Origin of the sequence: Pseudomonas sp. C1C7 (assembly GCF_013359595.1) — a bacterium.
In the GTDB taxonomy this organism is placed as follows: Bacteria; Pseudomonadota; Gammaproteobacteria; order Pseudomonadales; family Pseudomonadaceae; genus Aquipseudomonas.
Map to the genome: position 1 here is coordinate 243,304 of NZ_JABFMP010000003.1, position 24,144 is coordinate 267,447.

At 61.0% G+C, this 24,144-nt stretch carries 28 protein-coding genes; 12 read left to right on the forward strand and 16 right to left on the reverse strand.

The annotated features are described in order from the left end of the window. Window positions 1–115 precede the first annotated feature (115 nt). The 3 genes from HNO86_RS04140 (at window position 116) to HNO86_RS04150 (ending at window position 2,645) form a co-directional block, all read left to right on the forward strand. A complete protein-coding gene (locus HNO86_RS04140; protein WP_175375755.1) occupies window positions 116–1,123 on the forward strand; it encodes an ATP-binding cassette domain-containing protein in 1,008 nt (335 codons plus the stop codon). Continuing rightward, on the forward strand, window positions 1,123–1,797 hold the full coding sequence (locus tag HNO86_RS04145; RefSeq protein WP_175375756.1) for a methionine ABC transporter permease: 675 nt from the start codon (window positions 1,123–1,125) through the stop codon (window positions 1,795–1,797). Before HNO86_RS04140 ends, HNO86_RS04145 begins: the two co-directional genes overlap by 1 nt. Before the next feature lie 77 nt (window positions 1,798–1,874). Beyond that, window positions 1,875–2,645: a MetQ/NlpA family ABC transporter substrate-binding protein gene (locus HNO86_RS04150; protein ID WP_175375757.1), complete on the forward strand. Its 771-nt coding sequence runs from the start codon at window positions 1,875–1,877 to the stop codon at window positions 2,643–2,645. A gap of 95 nt (window positions 2,646–2,740) precedes the next feature. Here the strand turns inward: HNO86_RS04150 and HNO86_RS04155 are convergent, their stop codons facing one another. The 5 genes from HNO86_RS04155 to HNO86_RS04175 are packed head-to-tail and all read right to left on the reverse strand — an operon-like array spanning window position 2,741 to window position 6,643. After that, window positions 2,741–3,376, reverse strand: coding sequence for an SCO family protein (locus HNO86_RS04155; protein ID WP_175375758.1), 636 nt, complete (start codon window positions 3,374–3,376; stop codon window positions 2,741–2,743). Further along, the gene (cyoE, locus tag HNO86_RS04160; RefSeq protein ID WP_175375759.1) at window positions 3,373–4,272 is read right to left on the reverse strand and encodes a heme o synthase; all 900 of its coding nucleotides are present in this window, start codon (window positions 4,270–4,272) and stop codon (window positions 3,373–3,375) included. Before cyoE ends, HNO86_RS04155 begins: the two co-directional genes overlap by 4 nt. After that, the gene (locus HNO86_RS04165; protein ID WP_175375760.1) at window positions 4,260–5,333 is read right to left on the reverse strand and encodes a heme A synthase; all 1,074 of its coding nucleotides are present in this window, start codon (window positions 5,331–5,333) and stop codon (window positions 4,260–4,262) included. The genes cyoE and HNO86_RS04165 overlap by 13 nt, the downstream gene beginning before the upstream one ends. 10 nt (window positions 5,334–5,343) lie before the next feature. Further along, window positions 5,344–5,937 (reverse strand): hypothetical protein, encoded by a 594-nt coding sequence (locus tag HNO86_RS04170; protein ID WP_175375761.1) that lies wholly within the window; start codon window positions 5,935–5,937, stop codon window positions 5,344–5,346. Next, on the reverse strand, window positions 5,903–6,643 hold the full coding sequence (locus tag HNO86_RS04175) for an SURF1 family protein (protein ID WP_175375762.1): 741 nt from the start codon (window positions 6,641–6,643) through the stop codon (window positions 5,903–5,905). Before HNO86_RS04175 ends, HNO86_RS04170 begins: the two co-directional genes overlap by 35 nt. Before the next feature lie 70 nt (window positions 6,644–6,713). On the opposite strand from HNO86_RS04175, the gene HNO86_RS04180 reads away from it, so the two are divergent. After that, on the forward strand, window positions 6,714–6,917 hold the full coding sequence (locus HNO86_RS04180; protein ID WP_175375763.1) for a twin transmembrane helix small protein: 204 nt from the start codon (window positions 6,714–6,716) through the stop codon (window positions 6,915–6,917). A gap of 18 nt (window positions 6,918–6,935) precedes the next feature. Here the strand turns inward: HNO86_RS04180 and HNO86_RS04185 are convergent, their stop codons facing one another. The 4 genes from HNO86_RS04185 to coxB form a co-directional block, all read right to left on the reverse strand. Then, window positions 6,936–7,823 (reverse strand): cytochrome c oxidase subunit 3, encoded by an 888-nt coding sequence (locus HNO86_RS04185; RefSeq protein WP_175375764.1) that lies wholly within the window; start codon window positions 7,821–7,823, stop codon window positions 6,936–6,938. Window positions 7,824–7,848: 25 nt separating this feature from the next. After that, a complete protein-coding gene (locus HNO86_RS04190) occupies window positions 7,849–8,400 on the reverse strand; it encodes a cytochrome c oxidase assembly protein (RefSeq protein WP_175375765.1) in 552 nt (183 codons plus the stop codon). 129 nt (window positions 8,401–8,529) lie between these two features. Further along, window positions 8,530–10,116, reverse strand: a complete 1,587-nt coding sequence (ctaD, locus tag HNO86_RS04195) for a cytochrome c oxidase subunit I (RefSeq protein ID WP_175375766.1) — start codon at window positions 10,114–10,116, stop codon at window positions 8,530–8,532. Between the two features lie 82 nt (window positions 10,117–10,198). Continuing rightward, on the reverse strand, window positions 10,199–11,326 hold the full coding sequence (gene coxB / locus HNO86_RS04200; protein ID WP_175375767.1) for a cytochrome c oxidase subunit II: 1,128 nt from the start codon (window positions 11,324–11,326) through the stop codon (window positions 10,199–10,201). 370 nt (window positions 11,327–11,696) lie between these two features. On the opposite strand from coxB, the gene HNO86_RS04205 reads away from it, so the two are divergent. Further along, a complete protein-coding gene (locus HNO86_RS04205; RefSeq protein ID WP_175375768.1) occupies window positions 11,697–12,338 on the forward strand; it encodes a hypothetical protein in 642 nt (213 codons plus the stop codon). A gap of 70 nt (window positions 12,339–12,408) precedes the next feature. Here HNO86_RS04205 and HNO86_RS04210 read toward each other — a convergent pair whose 3' ends face one another. The 3 genes from HNO86_RS04210 to HNO86_RS04220 form a co-directional block, all read right to left on the reverse strand. Next, complete coding sequence (locus tag HNO86_RS04210; RefSeq protein ID WP_175375769.1) at window positions 12,409–13,935, reverse strand: SulP family inorganic anion transporter; 1,527 nt, start codon at window positions 13,933–13,935, stop codon at window positions 12,409–12,411. A 90-nt stretch (window positions 13,936–14,025) separates the two neighbouring features. Then, the gene (locus HNO86_RS04215) at window positions 14,026–14,757 is read right to left on the reverse strand and encodes a carbonic anhydrase (RefSeq protein WP_175375770.1); all 732 of its coding nucleotides are present in this window, start codon (window positions 14,755–14,757) and stop codon (window positions 14,026–14,028) included. Between the two features lie 241 nt (window positions 14,758–14,998). Beyond that, window positions 14,999–16,057, reverse strand: a complete 1,059-nt coding sequence (locus HNO86_RS04220) for a PA0069 family radical SAM protein (protein WP_175375771.1) — start codon at window positions 16,055–16,057, stop codon at window positions 14,999–15,001. Window positions 16,058–16,253: 196 nt separating this feature from the next. Between HNO86_RS04220 and HNO86_RS04225 the strand changes: the two genes are divergently transcribed. After that, window positions 16,254–16,556, forward strand: coding sequence for a hypothetical protein (locus HNO86_RS04225; RefSeq protein ID WP_175375772.1), 303 nt, complete (start codon window positions 16,254–16,256; stop codon window positions 16,554–16,556). A 227-nt stretch (window positions 16,557–16,783) separates the two neighbouring features. Next, a complete protein-coding gene (locus HNO86_RS04230) occupies window positions 16,784–17,431 on the forward strand; it encodes a dual specificity protein phosphatase family protein (RefSeq protein WP_175375773.1) in 648 nt (215 codons plus the stop codon). 44 nt (window positions 17,432–17,475) lie between these two features. Here HNO86_RS04230 and HNO86_RS04235 read toward each other — a convergent pair whose 3' ends face one another. Further along, window positions 17,476–17,763 carry a YheV family putative zinc ribbon protein gene (locus HNO86_RS04235; RefSeq protein ID WP_175375774.1) on the reverse strand — a complete coding sequence of 96 codons (288 nt, stop codon included), beginning with the start codon at window positions 17,761–17,763 and terminating at the stop codon, window positions 17,476–17,478. Further along, a complete protein-coding gene (gene prlC, locus HNO86_RS04240) occupies window positions 17,760–19,838 on the reverse strand; it encodes an oligopeptidase A (RefSeq protein WP_175375775.1) in 2,079 nt (692 codons plus the stop codon). Before prlC ends, HNO86_RS04235 begins: the two co-directional genes overlap by 4 nt. Before the next feature lie 62 nt (window positions 19,839–19,900). On the opposite strand from prlC, the gene HNO86_RS04245 reads away from it, so the two are divergent. The 3 genes from HNO86_RS04245 (at window position 19,901) to HNO86_RS04255 (ending at window position 21,714) form a co-directional block, all read left to right on the forward strand. After that, window positions 19,901–20,446, forward strand: a complete 546-nt coding sequence (locus tag HNO86_RS04245) for a gamma carbonic anhydrase family protein (protein ID WP_175375776.1) — start codon at window positions 19,901–19,903, stop codon at window positions 20,444–20,446. Between the two features lie 27 nt (window positions 20,447–20,473). Further along, a complete protein-coding gene (locus HNO86_RS04250; protein ID WP_175375777.1) occupies window positions 20,474–21,124 on the forward strand; it encodes an HAD family hydrolase in 651 nt (216 codons plus the stop codon). A 131-nt stretch (window positions 21,125–21,255) separates the two neighbouring features. Further along, a complete protein-coding gene (locus HNO86_RS04255; protein ID WP_175375778.1) occupies window positions 21,256–21,714 on the forward strand; it encodes a transposase in 459 nt (152 codons plus the stop codon). 41 nt (window positions 21,715–21,755) lie between these two features. On the opposite strand, the gene HNO86_RS04260 is transcribed toward HNO86_RS04255, so the two are convergent. Next, entirely contained in the window at window positions 21,756–22,880 is a 1,125-nt protein-coding gene (locus tag HNO86_RS04260) for an aminopeptidase (RefSeq protein WP_175375779.1), read from the reverse strand. Between the two features lie 59 nt (window positions 22,881–22,939). On the opposite strand from HNO86_RS04260, the gene HNO86_RS04265 reads away from it, so the two are divergent. Both HNO86_RS04265 and HNO86_RS04270 read left to right on the forward strand, forming a co-directional pair. Beyond that, window positions 22,940–23,362 carry a hypothetical protein gene (locus tag HNO86_RS04265; protein ID WP_175375780.1) on the forward strand — a complete coding sequence of 141 codons (423 nt, stop codon included), beginning with the start codon at window positions 22,940–22,942 and terminating at the stop codon, window positions 23,360–23,362. A 40-nt stretch (window positions 23,363–23,402) separates the two neighbouring features. After that, window positions 23,403–23,822 carry a hypothetical protein gene (locus tag HNO86_RS04270; protein ID WP_175375781.1) on the forward strand — a complete coding sequence of 140 codons (420 nt, stop codon included), beginning with the start codon at window positions 23,403–23,405 and terminating at the stop codon, window positions 23,820–23,822. A 5-nt stretch (window positions 23,823–23,827) separates the two neighbouring features. Here HNO86_RS04270 and HNO86_RS04275 read toward each other — a convergent pair whose 3' ends face one another. Then, window positions 23,828–24,061, reverse strand: a complete 234-nt coding sequence (locus tag HNO86_RS04275; protein WP_175375782.1) for a DUF1161 domain-containing protein — start codon at window positions 24,059–24,061, stop codon at window positions 23,828–23,830. Window positions 24,062–24,144: the final 83 nt, after the last annotated feature.

A 24,144-nucleotide genomic window follows, 5' to 3' on the forward strand; every position in this document is an offset into this window, starting at 1 on the left:
CCAAAACGCTGGATGAAAGCGAAATAAATGCTAAGAACCTCTATACGGACAGGCTAAAATGCGCGCCCCGGCTAACCGCTGACCCTTTTCCAACGCGCCCCACAAGGTTCGCTACGTGATCGAGTTTCAAAACGTCCATAAAACCTACCGCGTCGCCGGTAAGGATATCCCCGCCCTGCACCCGACCAGTCTGACGATTGAGAACGGTCAGGTGTTCGGCCTGATCGGCCATTCCGGTGCGGGAAAAAGTACCCTGCTGCGTCTGATCAATCGCCTGGAAAACGCCAGCGGCGGCAAGATCATCGTCGACGGCGAGGAAATCACCGCGCTCGACGCCAACGGCCTGCGCCGTTTCCGTCAGCAGGTCGGGATGATTTTCCAGCACTTCAACCTGCTGGCGTCCAAGACCGTGGCCGACAACGTCGCGCTGCCGCTGACGCTGGCCGGTGAAATGTCCCGCAGCGACATCGACCAGCGCGTCGCCGAGTTGCTGGCCCGGGTCGGCCTGTCCGATCACGCCAACAAATACCCGGCGCAATTGTCCGGCGGGCAGAAACAGCGCGTCGGCATCGCCCGCGCCCTGGCCACCAAGCCGAAGATCCTGCTGTGCGACGAGGCCACCAGTGCCCTGGATCCGCAGACCACGGCGTCGGTCCTGCAATTGCTGGCCGAGATCAACCGCGAACTGAAACTGACCATCGTGCTGATCACCCATGAAATGGACGTGATCCGTCGGGTCTGCGATCAGGTCGGCGTGATGGATGCCGGCGTGATCGTCGAACAGGGTCCGGTGGCGCAGGTGTTCCTGCACCCGAAACACCCGACCACCAAGCGCTTCGTGCAGGAAGACGAGCAGATCGACGAAGGTGAACAGCGCGATGACTTCGCTCATGTGCCGGGCCGTATCGTGCGTCTGACCTTCCAGGGCGAAGCGACCTACGCGCCGTTACTGGGCACCGTCGCCCGCGAAACGGGGGTGGACTACAGCATCCTCGCCGGGCGCATCGACCGCATCAAAGACATCCCTTACGGGCAACTGACCCTGGCCGTCACCGGCGGTGACATGGAAGCGGCGTTCGCCCGCTTCACCGCGGCCGACGTCCACATGGAGGTGCTGCGTTAATGGAAGCCCTGACGAGTTTCTTCGCCAACATCGACTGGTTTGAAATCTGGCTGGCCAGCGTCGACACGATGCTGATGCTCGGCGGTTCGCTGCTGTTCACCGTCCTGCTCGGCCTGCCGCTGGGCGTGCTGCTGTTCCTGTGCAGCCCGCGCCAGTTGCTGGAAGCCAAAGGCGTCTACGCGATGCTGTCGCTGGTGGTGAACATCCTGCGTTCGCTGCCCTTCATCATTCTGCTGATCGTGATGATTCCGTTCACCGTGCTGATCACCGGCACCTCGCTGGGTGTGGCCGGTGCGATTCCGCCTCTGGTGGTCGGCGCCACGCCGTTCTTCGCGCGCCTGGTGGAAACCGCGCTGCGTGAAGTGGATCGCGGCATCATCGAGGCGACCCAGGCCATGGGCGCCACCACCCGGCAGATCATCACCAATGCCTTGCTGCCCGAAGCCCGTCCGGGCATTTTCGCGGCGATTACGGTGACTGCGATTACACTGGTTTCCTACACGGCGATGGCCGGTGTGGTGGGCGCCGGTGGTCTGGGTGACCTGGCGATCCGCTTCGGCTATCAGCGTTTCCAGACTGACGTGATGGTGGTGACGGTGATCCTGCTGCTGGTGCTGGTACAGGTCCTGCAAACCGTCGGCGACAAGCTGGTGGTGCACTTCTCTCGTAAATGATTGTTTTCGTACTTTGCAAATGAGCCGGCCATTCGCTGGCAGGCGCCAGATCGGGCGCCTCACAAGGAGTTAGCTGAATGAAAAAACTACTCGTCGCGTTCGCTGCCGTTGCAGCCTTTTCCGCCCACGCCGACACCCTGACCGTAGCCGCCACCCCGGTGCCGCACGCCGAGATCCTCGAGTTCGTGAAACCGGCCCTGGCCAAAGAAGGCGTCGACCTGAAGGTCAAGGTCTTCACCGACTACATCCAGCCGAACGTGCAAGTGGCGGAGAAGCGTCTGGACGCCAACTTCTTCCAGCACCAGCCGTACCTCGATGAGTTCAACAAGGCCAAGGGCACCAACCTGGTGTCCGTGGCCGGCGTGCACCTGGAGCCGCTGGGCGCCTACTCCAGCAAGTACAAGAAGCTCGATGAGCTGCCAAGCACCGCCACCGTGGTGATCCCGAACGATGCCACCAACGGCGGCCGCGCGCTGTTGCTGCTGGCCAAGGCTGGCGTGATCACCCTGAAGGATTCGAACAACATCCTGTCGACCGTCAAGGACATCACCGAGAACCCGAAAAACCTGAAGTTCCGTGAGCTGGAAGCCGCGACCATCCCGCGTGTGCTGACCCAGGTCGACCTGGCGCTGATCAACACCAACTACGCGCTGGAAGCCAAGCTCGATCCGTCCAAGGACGCGCTGGTCATCGAAGGCAGCGATTCGCCTTACGTGAACATCCTGGTTGCCCGTCCGGACGACAAGGACAGCGAAGACATGAAGAAACTGGTCGCTGCCCTGCACAGCCCGGAAGTGAAGGCGTTCATCGTCGAGAAGTACAAAGGCGCTGTGGTGCCGGCGTTCTGATCCGAAGCCGAAACAAAAAAGGGGCGCATCGAATGCGCCCCTTTTTTTATGCCTGAAATGCATTCCCCCGTGGGAGCGGGCTTGTATCGTTCGTGTTATTTGCGGTTAACCATCACCGGCAACTGCGCCACCAGCTTCTGGTTATTCAACGGCGCCCGAATGAACCCGCGCTGCGTCCCGTCCGGCCCGATCACCGCCAGGTTGCCGCTGTGATCCACCGTGTAATTCGGCTTGCTGGTGTCTGCCGGAATGAACGGAATGCTCACCGCGTTGGCAACCTTCTGCAGCTCATCGGTGGAGGTCGGGGTCAGGCCGATGAACTGCGGGTCGAAGTAGCCCAGGTACTGTTTGAGCTGCTTGGGCGTGTCGCGATTGGGGTCGACGCTGACCAGCACGATCTGCAATTTATCCACAGCCTCCGGCGGCAGTTCGCTCTTGATCTGGCGCAGCTGGGCGAGGGTGGTCGGGCAGATGTCCGGGCAGAAGGTGTAGCCGAAGAACAGCAGGCTCCATTTGCCCTTGAGTTCGTTGATCGCGACCGGCTTGCCTTCCTGATCGGTCATGGTCACGTCCGGCAGGTTGCGGCTTTGCGGCAGCAGGATGATGCCGGCATCGATCAGCGCCGTCGGGTCGCCCTGGCCTTTGCCGGACAGCACTTTATTGATGGTCAGGCCCAGGACCAGTGCAATCAGGGCGACAAGGATGAAGACGGTTTTCTGGGTTCGGGTCATAGGTTCAGCATCAGGTAGTGGTCTACGAGCAGGGCGATGAACAGCAGGAACAAGTAATAAATAGAGTACTTGAAGGTGTTGATCGCCGCGTGCGGCCGAGTGCCACGGTACAGCACCACGGCCCATTGCAGAAACCTTGCGCCAAGGCCGGCGGCACAAATCAGGTAGAGCAGGCCGCTCATGTGGATCGCGTAGGGCATCAGGCTCACCGCCAGCAGCGCGCCGGTATAAAGCAGGATATGCACCTTGGTGTAATGCTCGCCGTGGGTCACCGGCAACATCGGGATGTCGGCCTTGGCGTATTCCTCCTTGCGATGGATCGCCAGCGCCCAGAAGTGCGGCGGGGTCCAGGCGAAGATGATCAGCACCAGCAACAGCGGTTCGGCGCTGACGTGGCCGGTGGCGGCGGTCCAGCCCAGCAGTGGCGGGGCGGCACCGGCGAGGCCGCCGATCACGATGTTCTGCGGCGTCGCGCGTTTCAGAAAACCGGTGTAGATCACCGCATAACCGAGCAGAGACGCCAGGGTTAGCCACGCGGTCAACGGATTGGTAAACGCCAGCAGCAGCGCCTGGCCCAGCACCGCCAGGACCAGGGCGAAGGTCAGCGCCGCCGCCGGTGAAACCCGTCCTTCGGCCAATGGCCGCTTGTGGGTACGGGCCATCACCGCATCGATGCGCCGATCCACCACATGGTTCACCGCCGCCGCACCGCCGGCACACAGGGCGATGCCCAGGTTGCCGAACACCAGCACGGTCCACGGCACCCCGGCGCGGGTCGCCAGGAACATCCCCACCAGCGAGGTGATGAGCATCAGCACCACCACCTTGGGTTTGGTCAGTTCCAGGTAGTCACGCCAGATCGCCTGACTGGGACGTTCGCCGATCAGAATCGCCATGGCATCTCTCCTTTTATTGTTATGGGCGCGGCGCAGTGTTTACGCGGACTGAAGCGCCAGCGTGTCGGCTGGGTGACCCGCACCAGGCTGGTCCGGGCGTGATAGTTGACCAGCACCATCGTCAGCAGCAGCGCCGCGCCGCCAGCGTTGTGCGCCACGGCCACCGGCAGCGGAAGATGGAACAGCACGTTGCTGATGCCCAGGGTGATCTGCGCGGCGAGGGCCACCAGCACCAGGCCCGCAAGCCGGGTCATGCCCACGACTTTCAGTTGCCAGGCCAGCCCCAGCAGCACCAGCGTCACCAGCAAGGCACCGATACGATGGGTCAGGTGAATGGCCGTGCGCGCATCGCTGTCCAACTGGCCGCCGAGGTAATTCGGGCCGATGTGCTGGGTCAGGTGAAAGCCGTTGGCGAAGTCGGCGGGCGGCAGCCATTGGCCGTGGCAGGTGGGGAAATCGATGCAGGCCACGGCGGCATAGTTGGAGCTGACCCAACCGCCGAGGGCGATCTGCCCGATCACCAGCAGCAGTCCGGCAGTGGCCCAATACTGCAGGCGACGCGGCACCGTCAGCGCCGGCAGTACGCCGGACAGGCGCAAGGTCAGCAGGAACAGCAGGCTCAAGGTGGCGAATCCACCAAGCAAATGCCCGGTCACCACCTGCGGCCAGAGCTTGAGCGTCACCGTCCACATGCCGAAGACGGCCTGGGCGAACACCACCCCCAACAGAAACAGCGGCAACTTCATCGGTTGCCCCGGATGGCGCCGATGCACCCAGGCGCGACCGGCCAATACGGAAATCAGCAGGCCCAGGGTGCCGGCGAAGTACCGGTGGATCATCTCGTTCCAGCCCTTGTGGGCTTCCACCGGAGCGTCCGGGAAATGCAGTTCGGCATGGGCCAGCTGGGCTTCGCTTTTCGGCACGCTGATGAAGCCGTAGCAGCCGGGCCAGTCCGGACAGCCGAGGCCGGCGTGGGTCAGGCGGGTGTAGGCGCCGAGCAGCACCACAATCAGCGCCAGCAAGGTGGCAAACAGCGCGAGGCGAAATCCAGGTTTGGCCATGACGATGCCCTTATCCGATGTTCGACAGTTTCAGCAGGTGGCGCAGGTCGTTGAGCAGGTCCTTGCCTTTGACCGAAGGGTCGTAGCGCAGCACCAGGTTGCCGTGGGGATCGATGATCCACAGGTGTGGCAGGGTCTGGTCGGTCGAGGTCTTGCGGAACGAGCCCAGGTCCAGCGGATAACGCTGCAACTGCGGGTACTCGCGGGTCAGCTTGGCGTCGTAGTCGCCATTGAGCGGTTGTGCAGTGGCGAGGGCATGGCTGGCGCGGGAAGCGTCTTTGCCCAGGCCGATCTGAATCTGCCGGGCCAGATACACCAGTTGCTGGCAATCGACGGAGCACTCCTGTGGCGCGGTCACCAGCAACTGCCAGCGTTGTTCATCGGCCTGCACGCCAAGGTCGGCGCGGGACTGGCCATTGCCGATCAGTTCGCCGTGATAGCTGCGCCCCTCCGGCACCCAGAACTGCAATTTGTACATGCCGGTGGCGAGGATCATCGGGCCGATCACCCCGAGCACGATCAGCAGCAGTTGGATGCGTCCCTTGCGCCGCGTCGCCGGCGTTTTGGCCTCAGACATGCTGGGTGGATTCATGGCCGCTCCCATGGTGTTTCTCCTTTGCGTTGTGCCAGCCGAGGTACAGATAAAGGCCGAGCAGGGCGATCGACATGGCGAACCACTGCACGGCATAAGCGATGTGTTTTTCCGGGCCCATGGCAACCACCGGCCAGTCGGCCTGGTAAGTGACGGGGCCGGTTTCTGCGCGTAATTCGTAGGCGAAGCCATCGCGGTCGAGGGCTTTCCAGAGGGCATCGGGGTCAACTGCCGTCAGCAGTTTTGGCCAGGTACTGGTGTTCGGGTCGGCGTGCAGCTGGAAGGCCGCGCCGGGGGATACGTAGACCCAGGCGTCGAGGCTCAGGACGTTCGAGGGGGTCGTGAATTGCGGTGGTGTGCGGCGATCCGGCCAGGGCAACCAGCCGCGATTGACCAGCAGCCACAGCCCGGTGGCTTGATCCTGAAAGGGTTGCAGCAGCTCGACGCCGACCTTGCCGTTGCGCTGGCGGTTATCCAGCAGAACGCTGTGGGCGGCATCGAATTGACCGTGCAGACGTACCCGGCGAAAGGCCGGGTCGGCGCTGTGTTGCAGTTCGGTGCTGGCCACAGGCTCGGCGGCCCGGCGCTCGGCATAGCTTTGCAGCAGCGCGCTTTTCTCCGCGCCCCGGCTCAATTGCCAGAACCCGAGCGACACCAGCAGCGGCAGCAGCAGGGCAACCACCAGTGTCGGGACGACACCCGGCCGAAAGCGCTTCATGGCGTGGCCAGAAAGTCGGTCAGCGCGATAGCTATACTCAAATGCATCGCTTGTCCCCCGGAGTTACACCATGCTCAAAGCAGCTATCGTCCTGATGCTGATTGCCACGGTTGTCAGCCTGTTCAGCGGCCTGTTTTTTCTGGTCAAGGACGACAGCCGTTCAAACCGCCTCGTCATTGCCTTGAGTGTCCGTGTCGCGCTGGCCGCCGTGACCATAGGCTTGATTGCCTGGGGTTTCTTCAGCGGCCAGTTGGTGTCGCATGCGCCGTGGTGAGGCGCTGAATCAAACGTCTTAAAGTACGTAGACGAAGACGAAAAGCCCGATCCACACCACGTCCACGAAGTGCCAATACCAGCTCGCCGCTTCGAAGCCGAACTGGTGATCGTTGTCGAAATGCCCGCGCATGATCCGCATCAGCATCACGAACAGGATGATGGTGCCGATGGTCACGTGGGCGCCGTGGAACCCGGTGAGCATGAAGAACGTGGCGCCGTAGATGCCCGAGCCCAGGGTCAGGCCCAGTTCGTGGTAGGCGTGCAGGTACTCTTCAGCCTGGAAGCCGAGGAACGCGCAGCCCAGCAGTACGGTGATCGCCAGCCAGAGTTTGAGCGCGCCGCGATGGCCCTTTTTCAACGCGTGGTGGGCGATGGTCACGGTGACGCTGGAGCTGACCAGCAGCACGGTGTTGAGCAGCGGCAGGCCCCAGGGGCTGATGACTTCCTTGGGCGGCGGGAACAGTTTGGAATCCGGGTTGTTCAGCAGTGGCCAGGTGAACTCGAAGTTCGGCCAGAGCATGTGCGCGATGGCTTTGCTGCCTTCGCCGCCCAGCGCCGGGCCGGACACGTGACGCACGTAGAACAGCGCACCGAAGAAGGCGATGAAGAACATCACCTCGGAGAAAATGAACCAGCTCATACCCCAGCGGAACGAGCGATCCATCTGCGGGCTGTAGAGCCCGGCGCGACTTTCCTTCACGACCGTGCCGAACCAGCCGAACAGCATGTAAGCCAGCAGCAGGCCGCCGACGAAAAAGATCAGCGGACCGTGGGATTCGGGCCGCGCGGCCTTCAGGTCGTTGAACCAGGTCGCCAGGCCATACACGGTGACGAACATGCCGACCGTGGCGACGATCGGCCATTTGCTCTGGGCCGGTACGTAATAGTGCTCATGAGTTGCCATTTATTGTTCTCCTTATCGGGCACGCTCAACCGCCAGTGTTTACAGCTACCGGTGGATGTCGGGCGGTGATATCGAACAGCGTGTAGGACAGCGTCAGGTGCTTCACATCCTTGGGCATGTCGCGGTCAACGATGAAACGCACCGGCATTTCGATTCGTTCACCGGGCTGCAGCACTTGCTGGGTAAAGCAGAAGCATTCGGTCTTGTGGAAATACGCCGCCGCGGCGCTGGGCGCGATGCTCGGTACGGCCTGGGCGCTCATCGGGCGGTCGGTGGGGTTGTGCGCGATGAAGACCATCTCGTTCACCGCCCCGGGGTTGGTCGTCAGCTCGTCGCCCTTGGGATAGAAATCCCAGGGCATGTCGGCGGAGTTGGTCGACAGGAACTGCACGCGCACCTGCCGCGAAGTGTCGACCGTCTGCTCGCCCTCGTATTGCCCAGCGGTCTTGCCATTGATGCCGAACGCCTTGCACATCACGTCGTAGATCGGCACCAGGGCAAACCCGAAGACAAACATCGCCACCACCACCAGCATCAGGCGGGTGACGAGTTTTTTCATTGAGATCGAGTCAGCCATGATTTCAGTCCTCGACCGAGATCCCTGTGGGAGCGGGCTTGCCCGCGATGGCGGCGTATCTGACACACCGCGTCGGCTCTATCGCACGCAAGCCAGCTCCCACAGAGGTTAGTGCAAGGCAGGCAATTTTCATTTCACTTCCGGCGGTGTGGTGAAGGTGTGGTACGGCGCCGGTGACGGAATGCTCCACTCAAGGCCTTCAGCCCCATCCCACGGTTTGGCCGGTGCTGGCGGGCCGCCGCGGATGGTCTTGATGACGATGAACAGGAAGAAGATCTGCGTGGTACCGAACATGAACGCGCCGATCGACGACACCATGTTGAAGTCGGCGAATTGCAGGTTGTAGTCCGGAATCCGCCGCGGCATTCCCGCCAGGCCCACGAAGTGCATCGGGAAGAAGGCCATGTTCATGCCGATGAACGACAGCCAGAAATGCAGCTTGCCGAGGGTTTCGTCGTACATGTGGCCGGTCCACTTCGGCATCCAGTAGTACGCCGAGGCGAAGATCCCGAAGATCGCCCCGGGCACCAGCACATAGTGGAAGTGCGCGACCACGAAGTAGGTGTCCTGGTACTGGAAATCCGCCGGAGCGATGGCCAGCATCAGCCCGGAGAAGCCGCCGATGGAGAACAGGATCACGAACGCCACCGCGAACAGCATCGGCGTCTCGAAGGTCAGCGAGCCCTGCCACATGGTGCTCGCCCAGTTGAACACCTTCACCCCGGTCGGCACCGCGATCAGCAAGGTTGCGTACATGAAGAACAGCTCGCCCACCAGCGGAATGCCCACCACGAACATGTGGTGCGCCCAGACGATGAACGACAGGAACGCGATGCTCGCCGTGGCGTAGACCATCGAGGTGTAGCCGAACAGCGGCTTGCGCGAGAAGGTCGGGATGATCGAGCTGACGGCGCCGAACGCCGGCAGGATCATGATGTACACCTCGGGGTGACCGAAGAACCAGAACACGTGCTGGAACAGCACAGGGTCACCGCCACCGGCAGCACTGAAGAAGCTGGTGCCGAAGTGGATGTCCATCAGCATCATCGTCACGCAACCGGCCAGCACCGGCATCACCGCGATCAGCAGGAATGCGGTGATCAGCCAGGTCCAGACGAACAGCGGCATTTTCATCAACGTCATGCCGGGGGCGCGCAGGTTGAGGATGGTGGCGATCACGTTGATCGCACCCATGATCGAACTGATCCCCATCAAGTGGATGGCGAAAATGAAGAAGGTCACGCTTTCCGGCGCATAGGTCGTCGACAGCGGTGCGTAGAAGGTCCAGCCGAAGTTCGGCCCGCCTCCGGGCATGAACAGGGTCGACACCAGCAGCAGGAACGCCGCCGGCAGCAGCCAGAAGCTGAAGTTGTTCATCCGCGGCAGGGCCATGTCCGGCGCGCCGATCATCAGCGGCACCATCCAGTTGGCCAGTCCGACGAAGGCCGGCATCACCGCACCGAAGACCATCACCAGACCGTGCATGGTGGTCATCTGGTTGAAGAACTCCGGCTGGACGATCTGCAGCCCGGGCTGGAACAGCTCGGCGCGAATCACCATCGCGAAGGAGCCGCCCAGCAGGAACATGGAAAACGCGAACCACAGGTACAGGGTGCCGATGTCCTTGTGGTTGGTGGTCAGCACCCAGCGCATCAGGCCTTTGGCGGGGCCGTGGGCGTGGTCGGCATGACCATGGTCATCGATGACGGCGCTCATGGCTTGTCTCCTGTCAACAGATGGGCTGGGTGGGCCGAGGCGTCGTGCCCCGGCCGGTTGCTTGTATGCGCGATAGGCCGGGTCATTTGCTTTCCGCCTGTTTGAGCTCCAGCACTTCTTTCGGCGTGACCATGTCGCCCTTGTTGTTGCCCCAGGCGTTACGTTCGTAGGTCACGACGGCCGCGATATCGACTTCCGAGAGCTGCTTGCCGAACGCCGCCATGGCGGTGCCGGGCTTGCCATGGAAGACAATGCTCAGGTGCGCGTCTTTCGGTCCGGTGGCGATTTTCGAGCCCTTGAGTGCCGGGAACATCGGCGGCAGACCCTGGCCCTCAGCCTGGTGACAGGCCACGCAGGTGGTGTGATAGATCTTGTCGCCGCGCTCCTTGAGCTCGTCCAGCGTCCATTCCTTGCTGGTCAGCTCTTTAAGCTGCGCCGCTTCGGCCTTGCGATCGGCCAGCCATTTCTCGTAGTCGGCCTTTTCCTTGACGTCGACCACGATCGGCATGAACCCGTGGTCCTTGCCGCACAGCTCGGCGCACTGGCCGCGGTACAGACCGGGTTTCTCAATGCGGGTCCAGGCTTCGTTGACGAACCCCGGGATCGCATCGCGCTTGACCGCGAAGGCCGGCACCCACCAGGAGTGGATCACGTCGGCGGAGGTCACAAGGAAGCGCACCTTGGCGCCAACAGGCAGCACCAGCGGCTTGTCGACCTCGAGCAAGTAGTGCTCGCCCTTGGTCTCCTTGTTGTGGATCTGGTCGGCGGGAGTGGCCAGGTTGCTGAAGAACTCGACGTCCTGGCCCAGGTATTTGTAGTGCCACTTCCACTGATAGCCCGTGACCTGGATATCGATATCCGGCTCACTGGCGTCGTACATCTTGATCAGGGTGGCTGTCGCCGGAATCGCCATGGCCACCAGAATCAGGAACGGCACGATGGTCCAGAGGATTTCGACGGTGGTGCTTTCGTGAAATTTTGCGGCGACCTGCCCGGTCGAGCGGCGATGCAGAATCATCGACCAGAACATGGCACCGAAGACGATGATGCCGATCACTACACAGATCCAGAAAATGGTCATGTGCAGGTCAAATACAGCGTGACTGATTTCAGTCGCTCCAGGCGCCATATTCACAGTCCAGGCCGCTTGCGCCGGACTGAAAAATGACCACAACAGGAGGCCCATCCAGACATGTGGATGTCGCATCATTGCGGGTTCCCCTTATCGTTCTTTTTATCCCGCCGGCTTTCACCTGCGGCAAGGGAGCGGCTGCATCAGACTACGAACTTGAATTGCCGGGCCTTGCTGCGTGTGCAGTCGGGCTTCATCAGCTAACTCCATTCATGAGCGAGTATAGACAGCGACTTTCACCTCGCAATGTGAAGGCGTAAATCGAGTGAAACAGCATTAACTTGCTTTGCAGGTCAAGAATGGAGAAGGATGCAGACGAGTGGTGGCACTCGGATATAACGGGGGCGTCTCAAGGATGAAACAATTATGACAAATGCGTCTTAGCATTTTTCGTAAGCCAGCTAAGTTATGTCTTCCCTATTTCATTGCCTTGTTCCCTGGAGTTTTCATGAACACCGCCGCATTGCGCGAGCAGATCCGAAAAGCCCAACAACACGAAGCCGAAACCGGCCTGCTGACCCGTCAACTGGAAAGCAAACTGCCTCATCTCCACCCGGCGATCCAATTGCCGGAAACCGATGCCAACGGCGTGCTGACGCGTTTTGTCGCCGCCTACATCGACGAAGTGCCTGATCTGCTGGAAGCAGCCAATGAAGTCGCAAGGGAAGCGGGAATCGAGTCGCAGATCAAACCGGTACTGAAAATCGCCGAGCAGTATTTCCTCCAGCCGCCCGCCATCATGGCCGGCCATGTGGGCCTCGACAGCCTGCTGGATGAAGCTTATCTCGCGCACCGCTTCGTCGAAGAGGTCAACGATCTGTACATCAAACATTTCGGCCAGCCACTGATCCCCTTGGACATGACGGTCGCCAATCTGATTGCTCACCAATTGATCGGTGAGGAATTTGCCAACCAACTGGACGAGGCGGTGCATCACGCCGTGGACGAGATGCTCAACGACGACAGCTTTGCGCTGGAGTCGGTGGAAGCCTACCGCGACAAACTCAGCAGCCCGGACACTGGCGCTGCGTGGAAACGCTGGCCGTGCATGTCCCGCCGCCTGGGCGTGGGCCTGGAACTTGAGGCCTGACATCCCTGGTCTCTGATGCACACACATTCCAATGTGGGAGCGAGCAAGCCCGCTCCCACAGAGGTTGTGTTCAGCCAGTCACACCCAGGCCGGTATTCGTCCGCACCCGCCCTTCCAGCCTGCGCTTCAACCCCCGCGATTCGATCAACAACTTCGAACCCTTGGCCGCATTCGCCCGGCCCCATTCCTCCAGCAATTCCAGGCATGAATGATCGATGTAGCTCAGGTTATTGAGTGGCACATGCACCGTCACACCCGGCGGAATGCTCCCCAATACCTGGGTCAGTGCCGGCACCTTCAAGAACGTCGCCGCACCCGCCAGACGCAGTTCCATTTCACCTTCCTGGGGCAGATCGATCAGGCTGATCTTCAACCGCGAAGCCTTCAGCGCCAGCTTCACCAGGGTCAGGCCGAAACCGATCAGTACCCCGGTCAGCAGGTCGGTGAAGATGATCGCCAGGGCCGTGGCGGCGTAGGTGAACATCGGCATCCGGCCGTAACGACCCAGGCCGCGAAAAGCCTTGAGATCCACCAGTTTGAACCCGGTGTAGACCAATACACCCGCCAGGCTCGCCACCGGAATGCTTTGCAGCACGCTCGACAGCAACAACACGAACGCCAGCAGCCACAGGCCGTGGAAAATCGTCGAGTAGCGCGTGGTGGCGCCGGCCTGGACGTTGGCCGAACTGCGCACGATCACCCCGGTCATCGGCAGGGCGCCGAGCAGTCCGCAGAGCATGTTGCCCACGCCTTGCGCCGACAGTTCGCGGTCGAAATCCGCGCGCTGGCCGCTGTGCATGCGATCCACGGCGGCGGCGGAGAGCAGGGTTTCGGCGCTGGCGATGAAGGCCACGGCGAACGCGGCGATCAGCAGCGTAGGGTCGGCCAGGTTGAGCAGGTCATCGGGTTTGAGCCAGTCGATGGCCTCCGCCAGATTGGCCGGTACTTCGACCCGTTTCACCGGCAATGCCAGCACCAGACTGGCGATCGTCGCCAGACCCACCCCGAGCAGAGCACCGGGAATGAAGCGCAACGAATGCGGACGAAGCTTTTCCCACAGCCACATCACCGCGATGGTCGACAGCCCCAGCAGTCCGGCCTGCCAGCCAAACGACGGCAATGCCTGGGCTACGGCACCGGGAAACGCCGTGAGGTTATCCAGGCCAGAGGGTTTCGGTGCGGCATCGAGCATCACATGTACCTGTGAGAGCACGATCAGCACGCCGATCCCGGCGAGCATGCCGTACACCACCGCCGGCGCCGTGACCCGGAACCAGCAGCCGAGCTTGAAGCGCCCGGCCAGCAGTTGCAGAAACCCCGCCAGCAGCAGGATCGGCCCGAGCATGGCCACGCCATGCTGGCGCACCAGTTCGAACACCAGCACCGCCAGGCCCGCGGCAGGGCCGCTGACCTGCAACGGCGAACCCGCCAGCCAGCCCACGATCAGGCCACCGATGATGCCGGTGATCAAGCCTTTGGCAGGCGGCAAGCCCGAGGCGATGGCGATGCCCATGCACAAGGGCAGGGCGACCAGAAACACAACCACCGAAGCCAGCAGCTCCCGTGGCAATACAGCTCTGAGTTGAGCAGCACGCATGGTGATTCTCCCGAAGTTTTCTTCAGGCGTGGCAAGGCCGGGCCGCTGAAACAGCGGCCGGCGTCAAACCACACGGATTTTTAGGAGGATTTAGAAGCGCGCTTTGGGCGTCGCCATGGGGATCGGCAGGCTGCCATCAAGCGGCAGGAAACGACCCTGATCGGCGTCGTAGGCTTTGATCTTGCTGGTTTCGATGTCGTAGACCCAGCCATGGATGTACAGATGGCCGTTGGCGATACGCGAGGCGACCGAAGGGTGGGTGCGCAGGTGCTGCAATTGAGCGATGACATTTTCCTCGGTGAGGACATGCATGGTCTCGGTTTCGTTCGCACAGTTGCAGTTGTCGTGCACCATGGTTTTCGCCACTTCGGCATGCTGCAGCCAGGCTTTGACCGTGGGCATCTTCTCCAGGGTATGAGGGTTGAGTACTGCCCGCATCGCGCCGCAATCGGAGTGGCCGCAAATGATGATGTGCTGCACACCCAGCGCCAGTACCGCGTACTCGATGGCCGTGGAAACACCACCGTTCATTTGCCCGTAAGGCGGGACCACGTTGCCCACGTTACGGGTGACGAACAGATCGCCGGGCGAGCTGTGGGTGATGAGTTCGGGGACAATGCGCGAGTCTGCGCAGGTGATGAACATGGCCCGGGGGGATTGAGCCGTGGCCAGTTTCTTGAAGAGCTCTTCCTGCTGTGGGAAGACCTCATGATGAAAATGCAAAAAGCCGTCAACGATATGCTTCAACGCCGCATCGGCGGTTTCCACCTCGGGCTGGGGGGAAGCCGACGCAGCCAACGGCTGTTTATCCTTGTCACTCATGATTCATCCTCTTTGGCGGGCTCAGGGAGTTGTCCCGTATGTCCGGCGTGAAGCCAGTGGCTGGTAAAAAAACATCCAGGTCATGCAGCTCGACCCGTCAGTCACTCGATGAACAAGGTAGCGGCCGAATCTTAACTCAAACTGAATCAAAGGCTCTAGAACGTGTGTTCCAGGTCACAAAAAACGTGACCAGCCTACCGGTGGTGCCTGTTTCCAGTAATCAACCATAGGCCAATTGTCCTCAAATCAATGACATTTGGCGACCCGGCGGACAGAAGGCATTGCAGTCCAGGTTGAAACCTTCCCGTCGATTGAGCCCAAGTCGCTTGATGGCTTTGGCAAAACGCTGCGCCAGCAGGTCGGCGAAAGGCCCTTCGCCACGCATCCGCGCACCGAAGCGGCTGTCGTACAGCTCACCGCCGCGACTCTGGCGAATCAGGCTCAGCACGTGCGCGGCCCGCTGCGGATAGTGGGCCGCCAGCCATTCCTCGAACAGCGGCGCCACTTCCAGGGGCAGGCGCAACATCATGTAGGCGGCGCTTTGCGCTCCGGCGGCGTGGGCTTCGGTGAGCAGGCTTTCGAGCTCGCTGTCGTTGATCATCGGAATCATCGGCGAGCACAGGACCCCCACCGGAATCCCCGCGTCACGCATCACCCGGATCGCCCGCAACCGGGCCTTGGGCGCCGCGGCCCGGGGTTCGAGGATGCGTTTGAGCTCGTCGTCCAGGCTGGTCAGGCTGATCATCACCGCCACCAGTCGCTGTTGGGCCAGCTCGGTGAGCAGGTCCAGATCGCGCAGGATCAGCGAGCCCTTGGTGACGATGGTCACCGGATGCCGGTAGCGCAGCAGCACTTCGAGGGTTTGCCGGGTGAGTTTGTATTCGCGTTCGATCGGCTGGTAGGGATCGGTATTGGAGCCCAGGTTGATCGGCGCGCACTGATAGCCACGCTTGGACAGCTGCTGTTCGAGCACGTCCACCGCGTTGGTTTTGGCAATCAGCCGGGTTTCGAAGTCCAGCCCGGGCGACATGTCCCAATAGGCGTGGCTGGGGCGCGCGTAACAGTAAATGCAACCGTGCTCGCAGCCACGGTACGGGTTGATCGAACGATCGAAGGGCAGGTCCGGCGAGTTGTTGCGGGTGATGATGCTCTTCGCCGTCTCGATCTGCACTTCGGTGCCCTGGGTCATCGGCACTTCCTGATACCAGCCGTCGTCCTCGGCCACAGAGCGACTGGGCGCGAAGCGGTTGTGCGGGTTGGTCGCGGTGCCGCGGCCGCGAGGAGGCAGTGGGGTAGCCATCGGAGTGATCCTTTAACTGTATGCACATACAGTATCCGAGGTTCGGCGCACAGGCCAGTGCCGTTCGGCGCCCGAGTATTTGCAAGATGTGCATGTCATGGCGGGAAACATATCGCCCGTAGTGTTCCGTTGTTTCAGCAGTACTATCTTTGGCACACGAATCGGTCGTGTATTCATTATTAAAAGGATTTAAATAATGTCGTTTTACAATCAACGCGGTGTTTTTCTGCAGTTACTTCGCCCCTCAATCGTTAGTCCAAAAGAAGTCAGGGTTTCCATGCAGTTTGCCCTGAAGGAAGAAGGCTACGATCCGGTCAATCGCGATGTCACCTTTTCCTTGCTCGACTCGACCCTGCGCGAGGCCGTGTCCCATGATGGCGGCGTCACCTTCACCATCAATGCCCATGCCGATATGGATGCCGACGGCGATATCGACTTGCAGGACAAGGCGGTATTGGTGGGGTTGGCCAAGGCTTATTCGAAGATCATCAATCCCTGATTCATTCAAACTTGCGGGCGCATTCAAGTGAATGAAACCGGGTAATCCGCCATACAGGAACGGCACGAACAGTTCGTGTCGTTCCTGTATTTGATCGTTATGTTTTTCAAACAAGAAAGACCTGAAAGTCTGCAGTTCACGATTCTTTGACAATCATGTGACAGGCCCTTAACCAGCAAACCGGAAAACTTGCGCCACTCATCCACGTTTACCAGGGTCGTCCAAGCATGCGCTTACCGCGTCTTTCATCTGCGGCGTTACTGCTGTCACTGTTCGCGTTTTTCAATCTGTCGCTGGCCCATGCCGACGACGCCACGGTGATCCGTCCCGCGGAATGGGCCCAGCCGATCGAAGTGCAATACAACCTGTTCCAGATGTCGCCGACGCTCTACCGCAGCGCGTTGCCCGACAGCGGGGCGGTGCCGCTGCTGCACAAGCTCAAGGTCGCCACCGTGATCAATTTTCTGCCCGAGTCGGATTCGCGCTGGTTGAACGCGCCGGATATCGCCCAGGTACAGCTGTCTTATCGCACCAATCATGTGGATGACGCTGATGTGCTCAAGGCGCTGCGAGCCATTCAAGAGGCTGAAACCAGAGGCCCGGTGCTGATGCACTGCAAGCACGGCTCCGACCGGACCGGCCTGATGGCGGCGATGTATCGGGTGGTGGTGCAGGGCTGGAGCAAGGAAGAGGCGTTGAGCGAGATGACCCGCGGCGGTTTTGGCGACAACAACCACTTCAAGGATGGTGTTCGCTACATGATGCAGGCCGATGTGGAAAAGCTGCGCACGGCGATGGTCAATGGCGATTGCAGCACCAGCGCGTTCGCGGCGTGTTCGATGAAGAGCTGGTTTCAGTCGGCTCACGTCCAGTAAAAAACCTTCCACTGCATTGCGCAGTGGAAGGTTGTCCTGACGACTTACTGCTGTTCGTCAGGCTTCTTTTTCAGCTTCGGATTGGGGAAGAACTGCACCGCCTGGACCTTGGTGTCCGCAGGTTTCACCACCGGAGTATTGACCCGCGTGCCCAATTCCTTGGGCACCGACAGACCCTGCTCATTGAGCGTGTCGGAGTAACCGCAGGCCACGCATTCGCGATGGGGCACGTTGTCCTCGCTCCACATCACCAGTTTGTCCGGTTCGCTGCAGGCCGGGCACACCGCGCCGGCGATAAAGCGTCGTTTGGTAATCACAGTTGCCTCACTCATGCTGCGGCGCCTTCACTCAGGCCGCTGTGGCGCAAGAGTGCGTCAATCGACGGCTCGCGACCACGGAAGTCGACGAACAGCACCATCGGCTCCTGAGAGCCGCCGCGCGCCAGGATCGCTTCGCGGAACGCGCGACCGGTGTCGGCGTTGAGCACACCTTCTTCCTCGAACTTCGAGAACGCATCGGCCGACAGCACTTCCGCCCATTTGTAGCTGTAGTAACCGGCCGCGTAACCGCCGGCGAAAATGTGCGCGAAGCTGTTGGGGAAACGGTTGTAGGCCGGCGGACGCATCACCGACACCTCGTCGCGTACGCCTTCGAGCACCTGTAGCACGCTGCGGCCGTCGCCGTGGGTGGCGTGCAGTTCGAAGTCGAACAGCGAGAACTCCAGCTGGCGCACCATCATCAGGCCGGACTGGAAGTTTTTCGCCGCGAGCATTTTTTGCAGCAGGTCCTGAGGCAGTGGCTCGCCGGTTTCGTAATGACCGGAAATCAGCGCCAGGCCCTCAGGCTCCCAGCACCAGTTCTCCATGAACTGGCTTGGCAGCTCGACCGCATCCCAGGCCACGCCGTTGATGCCGGAAACGCCGGCATGCTCGACGCGGGTCAGCAGGTGGTGCAGGCCGTGGCCGAATTCGTGGAACAGGGTGGTCACTTCATCGTGGGTCAGCAGGGCAGGCTTGCCGCTGTCGGCCGGGGCGAAGTTGCACACCAGGTTGGCCACCGGGCTTTGCAGTGCGCCCGCGGCAGTGCGACGACGGTCGCGTGCGCCGTCCATCCAGGCACCGCCGCGCTTGTTGGCGCGCGCGTAGAGGTCGAAGAAGAAGCGGCCGACGTGCTGGCCGTTTTCCTTGATTTCGAACAGGCGGACATCCGGGTGCCAGGTGTCGAAGCCTTTCTGCTCGGTGATCTCGATGCCGTACAGGCGTTGCACGATGGCGAACAGGCCGCCCAGCACCTTGTCGATCGGGAAGTAGGCGCGCAGGGCTTCCTGGGCAACGCTGTAGCGCTGCTCGCGGAGTTTTTCGCCGTAGAAACCGCTGTCCCAGCTTTGCAGGTCCGGGCAGCCCTGTTCGGCGGCGTAAGCCTTCAGTTGCTCAAGGTCCTGGGCGGCGAACGGCTTGCTGCGCTTGGCCAGATCGCGCAGGAAGCTCAGCACCTGATCGCTGGATTCGGCCATCTTGGTCGCCAGGCTCAGCTCGGAGAAGCTGGCGAAGCCCAACAGCTTGGCCAGTTCCTGACGCAGGTCGAGGATCTCCTGCATGACCGGGCCGTTGTCGTTCTGGCCGGCATTCGGGCCCTGGTCCGACGCACGGGTGCAGTAGGCGGCGTAGACTTCTTCGCGCAGGGCACGGTCCTGGGCGTAGGTCATCACAGCGTAGTAGCTCGGGAATTCCAGGGTGATCAGCCAGCCGTCCAGCTCCTTGGCCTGGGCCGCGGCGGCCATTTGCGCCTTGGCCGATTCGGTCAGGCCGGCGAGGGCGGCTTCGTCGGTGATGTGTTTGGTCCAGGCCTGGGTCGCGTCCAGCAGCTGGTTGGAGAAACGGCTGCCCAGCTCCGACAGCTTGCTCTGCACTTCGGCGTAGCGCTTCTGTTCGGCTTCCGGCAGGTCGATACCCGACAGGCGGAAATCACGCAGGGCGTGTTCCAGGATAGTTTTCTGCGCCACGTCGAAGCCGGCGGCCTCCGGGCTGTTGGCCAGGGCTTCATAGGCCTGGAACAACTCGCGATTCTGGCCCATTTCGGTGGAGTAGGCGCTCAAGGCAGGCAGGCAGGACTCGTAGGCTTCGCGCAGTTCGGCGCTGTTGCACACGGCATTCAAGTGGCTGACCGGGCTCCACGCGGCGCCGAGGCGATCGTTGAGCTCGTCCATCGCCAGCACCAGGCCGGCCCAGGTCGGCTGTTTGCCCTGGGTCTTGAGGATCTCGATAATGGCGGCGCGGTTGTCAGCCAGGATCTGTTCAATGGCCGGTTGCACATGTTCGGCACGGATCGCGGAGAACGGCGGCAGGTCGTAGGACTGCAAGAGAGGGTTGTTCACGCTCACGGTTGACACCTTGGCTGGAAGAAACATGCAGCCATCTTAATTACAATCGACGTTCACCGCAGCTATCAGCGACAGAGAGAAACCCTATCGTGAACCTTCGCAAGTATCAGAATCACACGCCGTTGCTCGGCAAAGGCGCCTTTGTCGACCGTTCGGCGGTGGTGATCGGCGATGTCGAAATCGGCGAAGACAGCTCGGTCTGGCCATTGACCGTGATCCGCGGCGACATGCACCGCATCCGCATCGGTGCGCGCACCAGCGTGCAGGACGGCTGCGTGCTGCACATCACCCACGCCGGGCCGTTCAACCCCGATGGTTTCCCGCTGCTGATCGGCGATGACGTGACCATCGCCCACAAGGTCATGCTGCACGGCTGCACCGTCGGCCGTCGGGTGCTGATCGGCATGGGCAGCATCATCATGGACGGCGCGGTGGTGGCCGATGACGTGATCGTCGGCGCCGGCAGCCTGGTGCCGCCGGGCAAGCAACTGGAAAGCGGTTTTCTTTACGTGGGCAGTCCGGTGAAGCAGATCCGGCCGCTGACGGACAAGGAGCGGGCCTTTTTCACCTACAGCGCCGCGAACTACGTGAAGCTCAAGGATCTGCATCTGGCCGAAGGTTACGACCAGGCCTGACCTCGACGCGCTTATTCAGGATTCGACATGCATTACCAGACCATTCTGTTCGACCTCGACGGCACCCTGACCGACCCGCGCGAAGGCATCACCCGTTCGATTCAATTCGCCCTGGCGAAGCTTGGCATCGATGAGCCCGATCTGACCAGGCTTGAGCATTTCATCGGCCCGCCGTTGCTGCAGGCCTTCATGCAGTTCTACGACTTCGACGAGGCCAAGGCCTGGGAAGCGGTGAATTTCTACCGGGAGCGCTTCAAGGTCACCGGCCTGTACGAAAACCGGGTATTCGACGGCGTCATGCCGTTGCTGGAAACCCTGGGCGGGCAAGGCCGGCAGCTGTACATCGCCACCTCCAAGCCCTGGGTCTTCGCCCGGGAAATCGCCCGGCACTTCGACTTCGCCCGGCACTTCAAGGTGATCTACGGCAGCGAACTGGACGGCACCCGCACCAACAAGGTCGAGCTGATCGCCCACTTGATGGCCGAAGAAAAACTCGACCCGACCAACACCCTGATGATCGGCGACCGCAAACACGACCTGATCGGCGCCCGCAGCAACGGGCTGGACGCGGCGGCGGTGGGCTACGGCTTCGGCAGCCACGAAGAACTCAGCGCCGAAGCGCCGGCCTATCATTTCGAAACGCTGGATGAGATGCATCAGGCGTTTTTGCGGCGTTAATAAAATCGCCTTCGCTCTGTAGGAGCGAGGCTTGCCCGCGAAACGGACACATCCGGACCAACTGACACCACTCAAATCCTCCTTCGGCGAACTAGCCTGACGACTCAGGCCACGATCAAGGAGGATCACTGATGCCAAAACTGCGCCACGCACATCGATTGCGCCATGGAAGGTATTCGGAGTCAGGGCAGATTTATCTACTGACAGCCGTATCTTTGAATCGAGAACCCTTGTTTCGCGAGTTCAGGAATGGACGCCTGGTCGTCGATGCGTTCAGAGCAGCCGAGCAGGAAGGAGCTGCAACATCATTGGCCTTTGTGGTGATGCCCGATCATTTCCATTGGCTGATAGAGCTGCAGAACACTCGGCTTTCAAAGTTGATGGCTCGGACCAAGTCTCGCGCTGCAGTGATGCTCAATCGCTCGACAGGTCGGCAAGGGGCGGTCTGGCAGCCTGGGTTTCATGATCGGGCCATTCGCAAGGAGGAAGATTTGCCGGCGGTTGCGCGATACATCGTTGCCAATCCTTTGCGGGCGGGATTGGTTGATAAGGTCGGGAATTATCCGCTGTGGGACGCAGTTTGGTTGTGAGTTTGAGATCGTCTTCGCGGGCAAGCCTCGCTCCTACAGGGTTAAGGTGTCGTCTCTGCAGGAGCAAGGCTTGCCCGCGAACCAGCTATTTCCGCACCCGCCAACGTCTTCAACGCCACCTTGCGCTCGTCAATCGGCATGGCCCCAAGCTTCTGCGCTTCGGCATAAAACGCCACCCAATCCCCCCCAACCTGCCTGAACAACCCCGCAAACGCCGGCACCCACTGGTCATACAGCCCGAAGGGCAGCAACCGCGCATTGTTCATCGGCGCATTGATCCAGGCGTCGTAACGTTTGTCGCCGGCCCATTGGCTGTCTCGCAATTGCCGATACTCACCACGCAAGCGCTCGAACTGCGCTGCCTTGCGCTGACGCATCTGTTCGGGTGGCAAAGGCAGGGCGTACAGCTGTTCCAGCCGGGTTCGGGTATCGAGGATCAACCGGGTGAACTGATCCCGGCGCTTGAGCTGGTCGCCGTTGTCCGGCGGCAGACCGCGATGGGCGCGCCATTGGCGGGTGCCTTCCTGCTCGACGAAGGTGGCAAAGGATTCGTTGAACTCGGTGTCGTCCTTCACATACACCCGCTGATGCGCCAGTTCGTGGAAGATCAGCGTCGCCAGGCGCTCGTCGCCCCAGTTCATCATCGAACTCATGATCGGGTCGTTGAACCAGCCCAGCGTCGAATAGGCCTCGACGCCGCCGATCGTCACGTCCATGCCCTGCAAGCGTTGCAGCGCCGCTTCCCCACGGGCCGCGCTCTGGCTGTAGTAGCCGCGATAGGCCACGCAGCCGGCGATGGGAAAACAATGGTTCTGCGGCTTCAGGGAAAATTCCGGGGTCACGAACACGTTCCAGACCACATAGGGCCGGCCAATGTCGGCGTACAGGCGGTAGCTCTGGTTGTCCGGCAGATGCAGCTGCTGACTGGCGAAGGTCCTGGCTTTTTGGGATTGGGCCAGGTGCGCGCGCAGTTTTTCGTCCCGATGGTCGTCGGCGATCACCTCGGAAACCGGCTCCCTGGCCCGCAACAATTGCAGCTGACCACTGGCCAACTGGCTGTAATAGCTGACGGTGGAACAACCGTTGAGTAACAAAAGCAGCGCACCCGGAAACAAAACGCGGAAAACGCGATCAAGTAACCCAAGGCTTCGACACGGCCTCATCAAAATAAAAAATTCCTGGAAAGTCTGCTCCCAAGACTATCCCGCCTCACTGGAGCTTTGCTATGCGCAAATTGATGCTGACGGGAGGCCTGCTGACGCTGGCCGGTTGTGCCGGATTCGGCTTGCCTCATCATGATCCGACGCAGGCATGGATTGATCTGGAATCCCATCAGGAAGATACGGCGCTGCTGGCGCTGGGGGTCGATAACAAGGCGGCCACCGATAAACGCTATTTCCAGGTGCAGCCGGGCAGCCATGAGCTCAAGGTTCGCTATCAGTTTGCTGTGCAACCCACCAACATCGGCCCGGATGCCAAGCCGCTGTGGCGCGATTGTCAGATCAACGTGAAATTCAGTGAATTCGGCGCGGGGGAGCGTTATCAGTTGCAGGCCGGAAATATCGGCTTTCGGCCCTGGGTCAAACTCTACGATGAGCAGCGAAAGGTGATTGGCCAGGGCACACCGGCAGGCTGCCAACGCACCTGATCGGCGCTATTCTGAATACACAGTGTTCAGGACTTTCATCATGCGCAGGTTAATGCTGTTGCTCACTGCAGTCGCGGTTGCCGGCTGTGCGGCGCCGATGCCGGCGGCCAATCCGCAAAAGGCGTGGGTCGACTTTTCCACGCCGTTTCCCAACGATAAGTTGCTGATGGCCGAGCGCCTGGACAATCAGCGAATGAAAGACGGGCGATATTTCGAAGTGACCCCGGGGAGCCACGAATTGACTGTGCGCTTCGATTTCGAAGTCCCCAGCGGCGGCTCCGAACTGTTCGGCGGCTCAACGGAACGGCTGTGCTACATGATCATCAAGTACGACCATTTCGAAGCCGGCCAGCGCTATCTGCTGCAAGCCCGCTCCATGGCGTTCACCCCGGAAGCCCGGTTGTATAACGCCAAGCGTGAAATCGTCGCCGAGGACCGTCAGGTCAACTGCGTGCCCTGAAGCGGTCAGCGGTCGTTTTTCTGGTAGATGATTTTCTTGGTACCGCCCTCGCACGAGCCCACGACCATGTTCTGGTCGTGCACTTCACTGTTGGGGACGATTTCCAGGGTGTAGGACGTCACCCCGCGGGCCTGGATCTTGGCTTCGATTTCGGCCTTGAGTTCTTCACAGGGTTTCGGCGCCGCCAAGGCCTGGGTAGCCAGTGCGCAGCAGATAACCGTCAAGGCAAAGCGTTTCATGGTTGCAGCTCCTGTTGAGGCAGCACGCCGGTTCATGCGATTTGGCGGCTGTCATTTATTCGACCACAGTTTAGCCAGCCCTG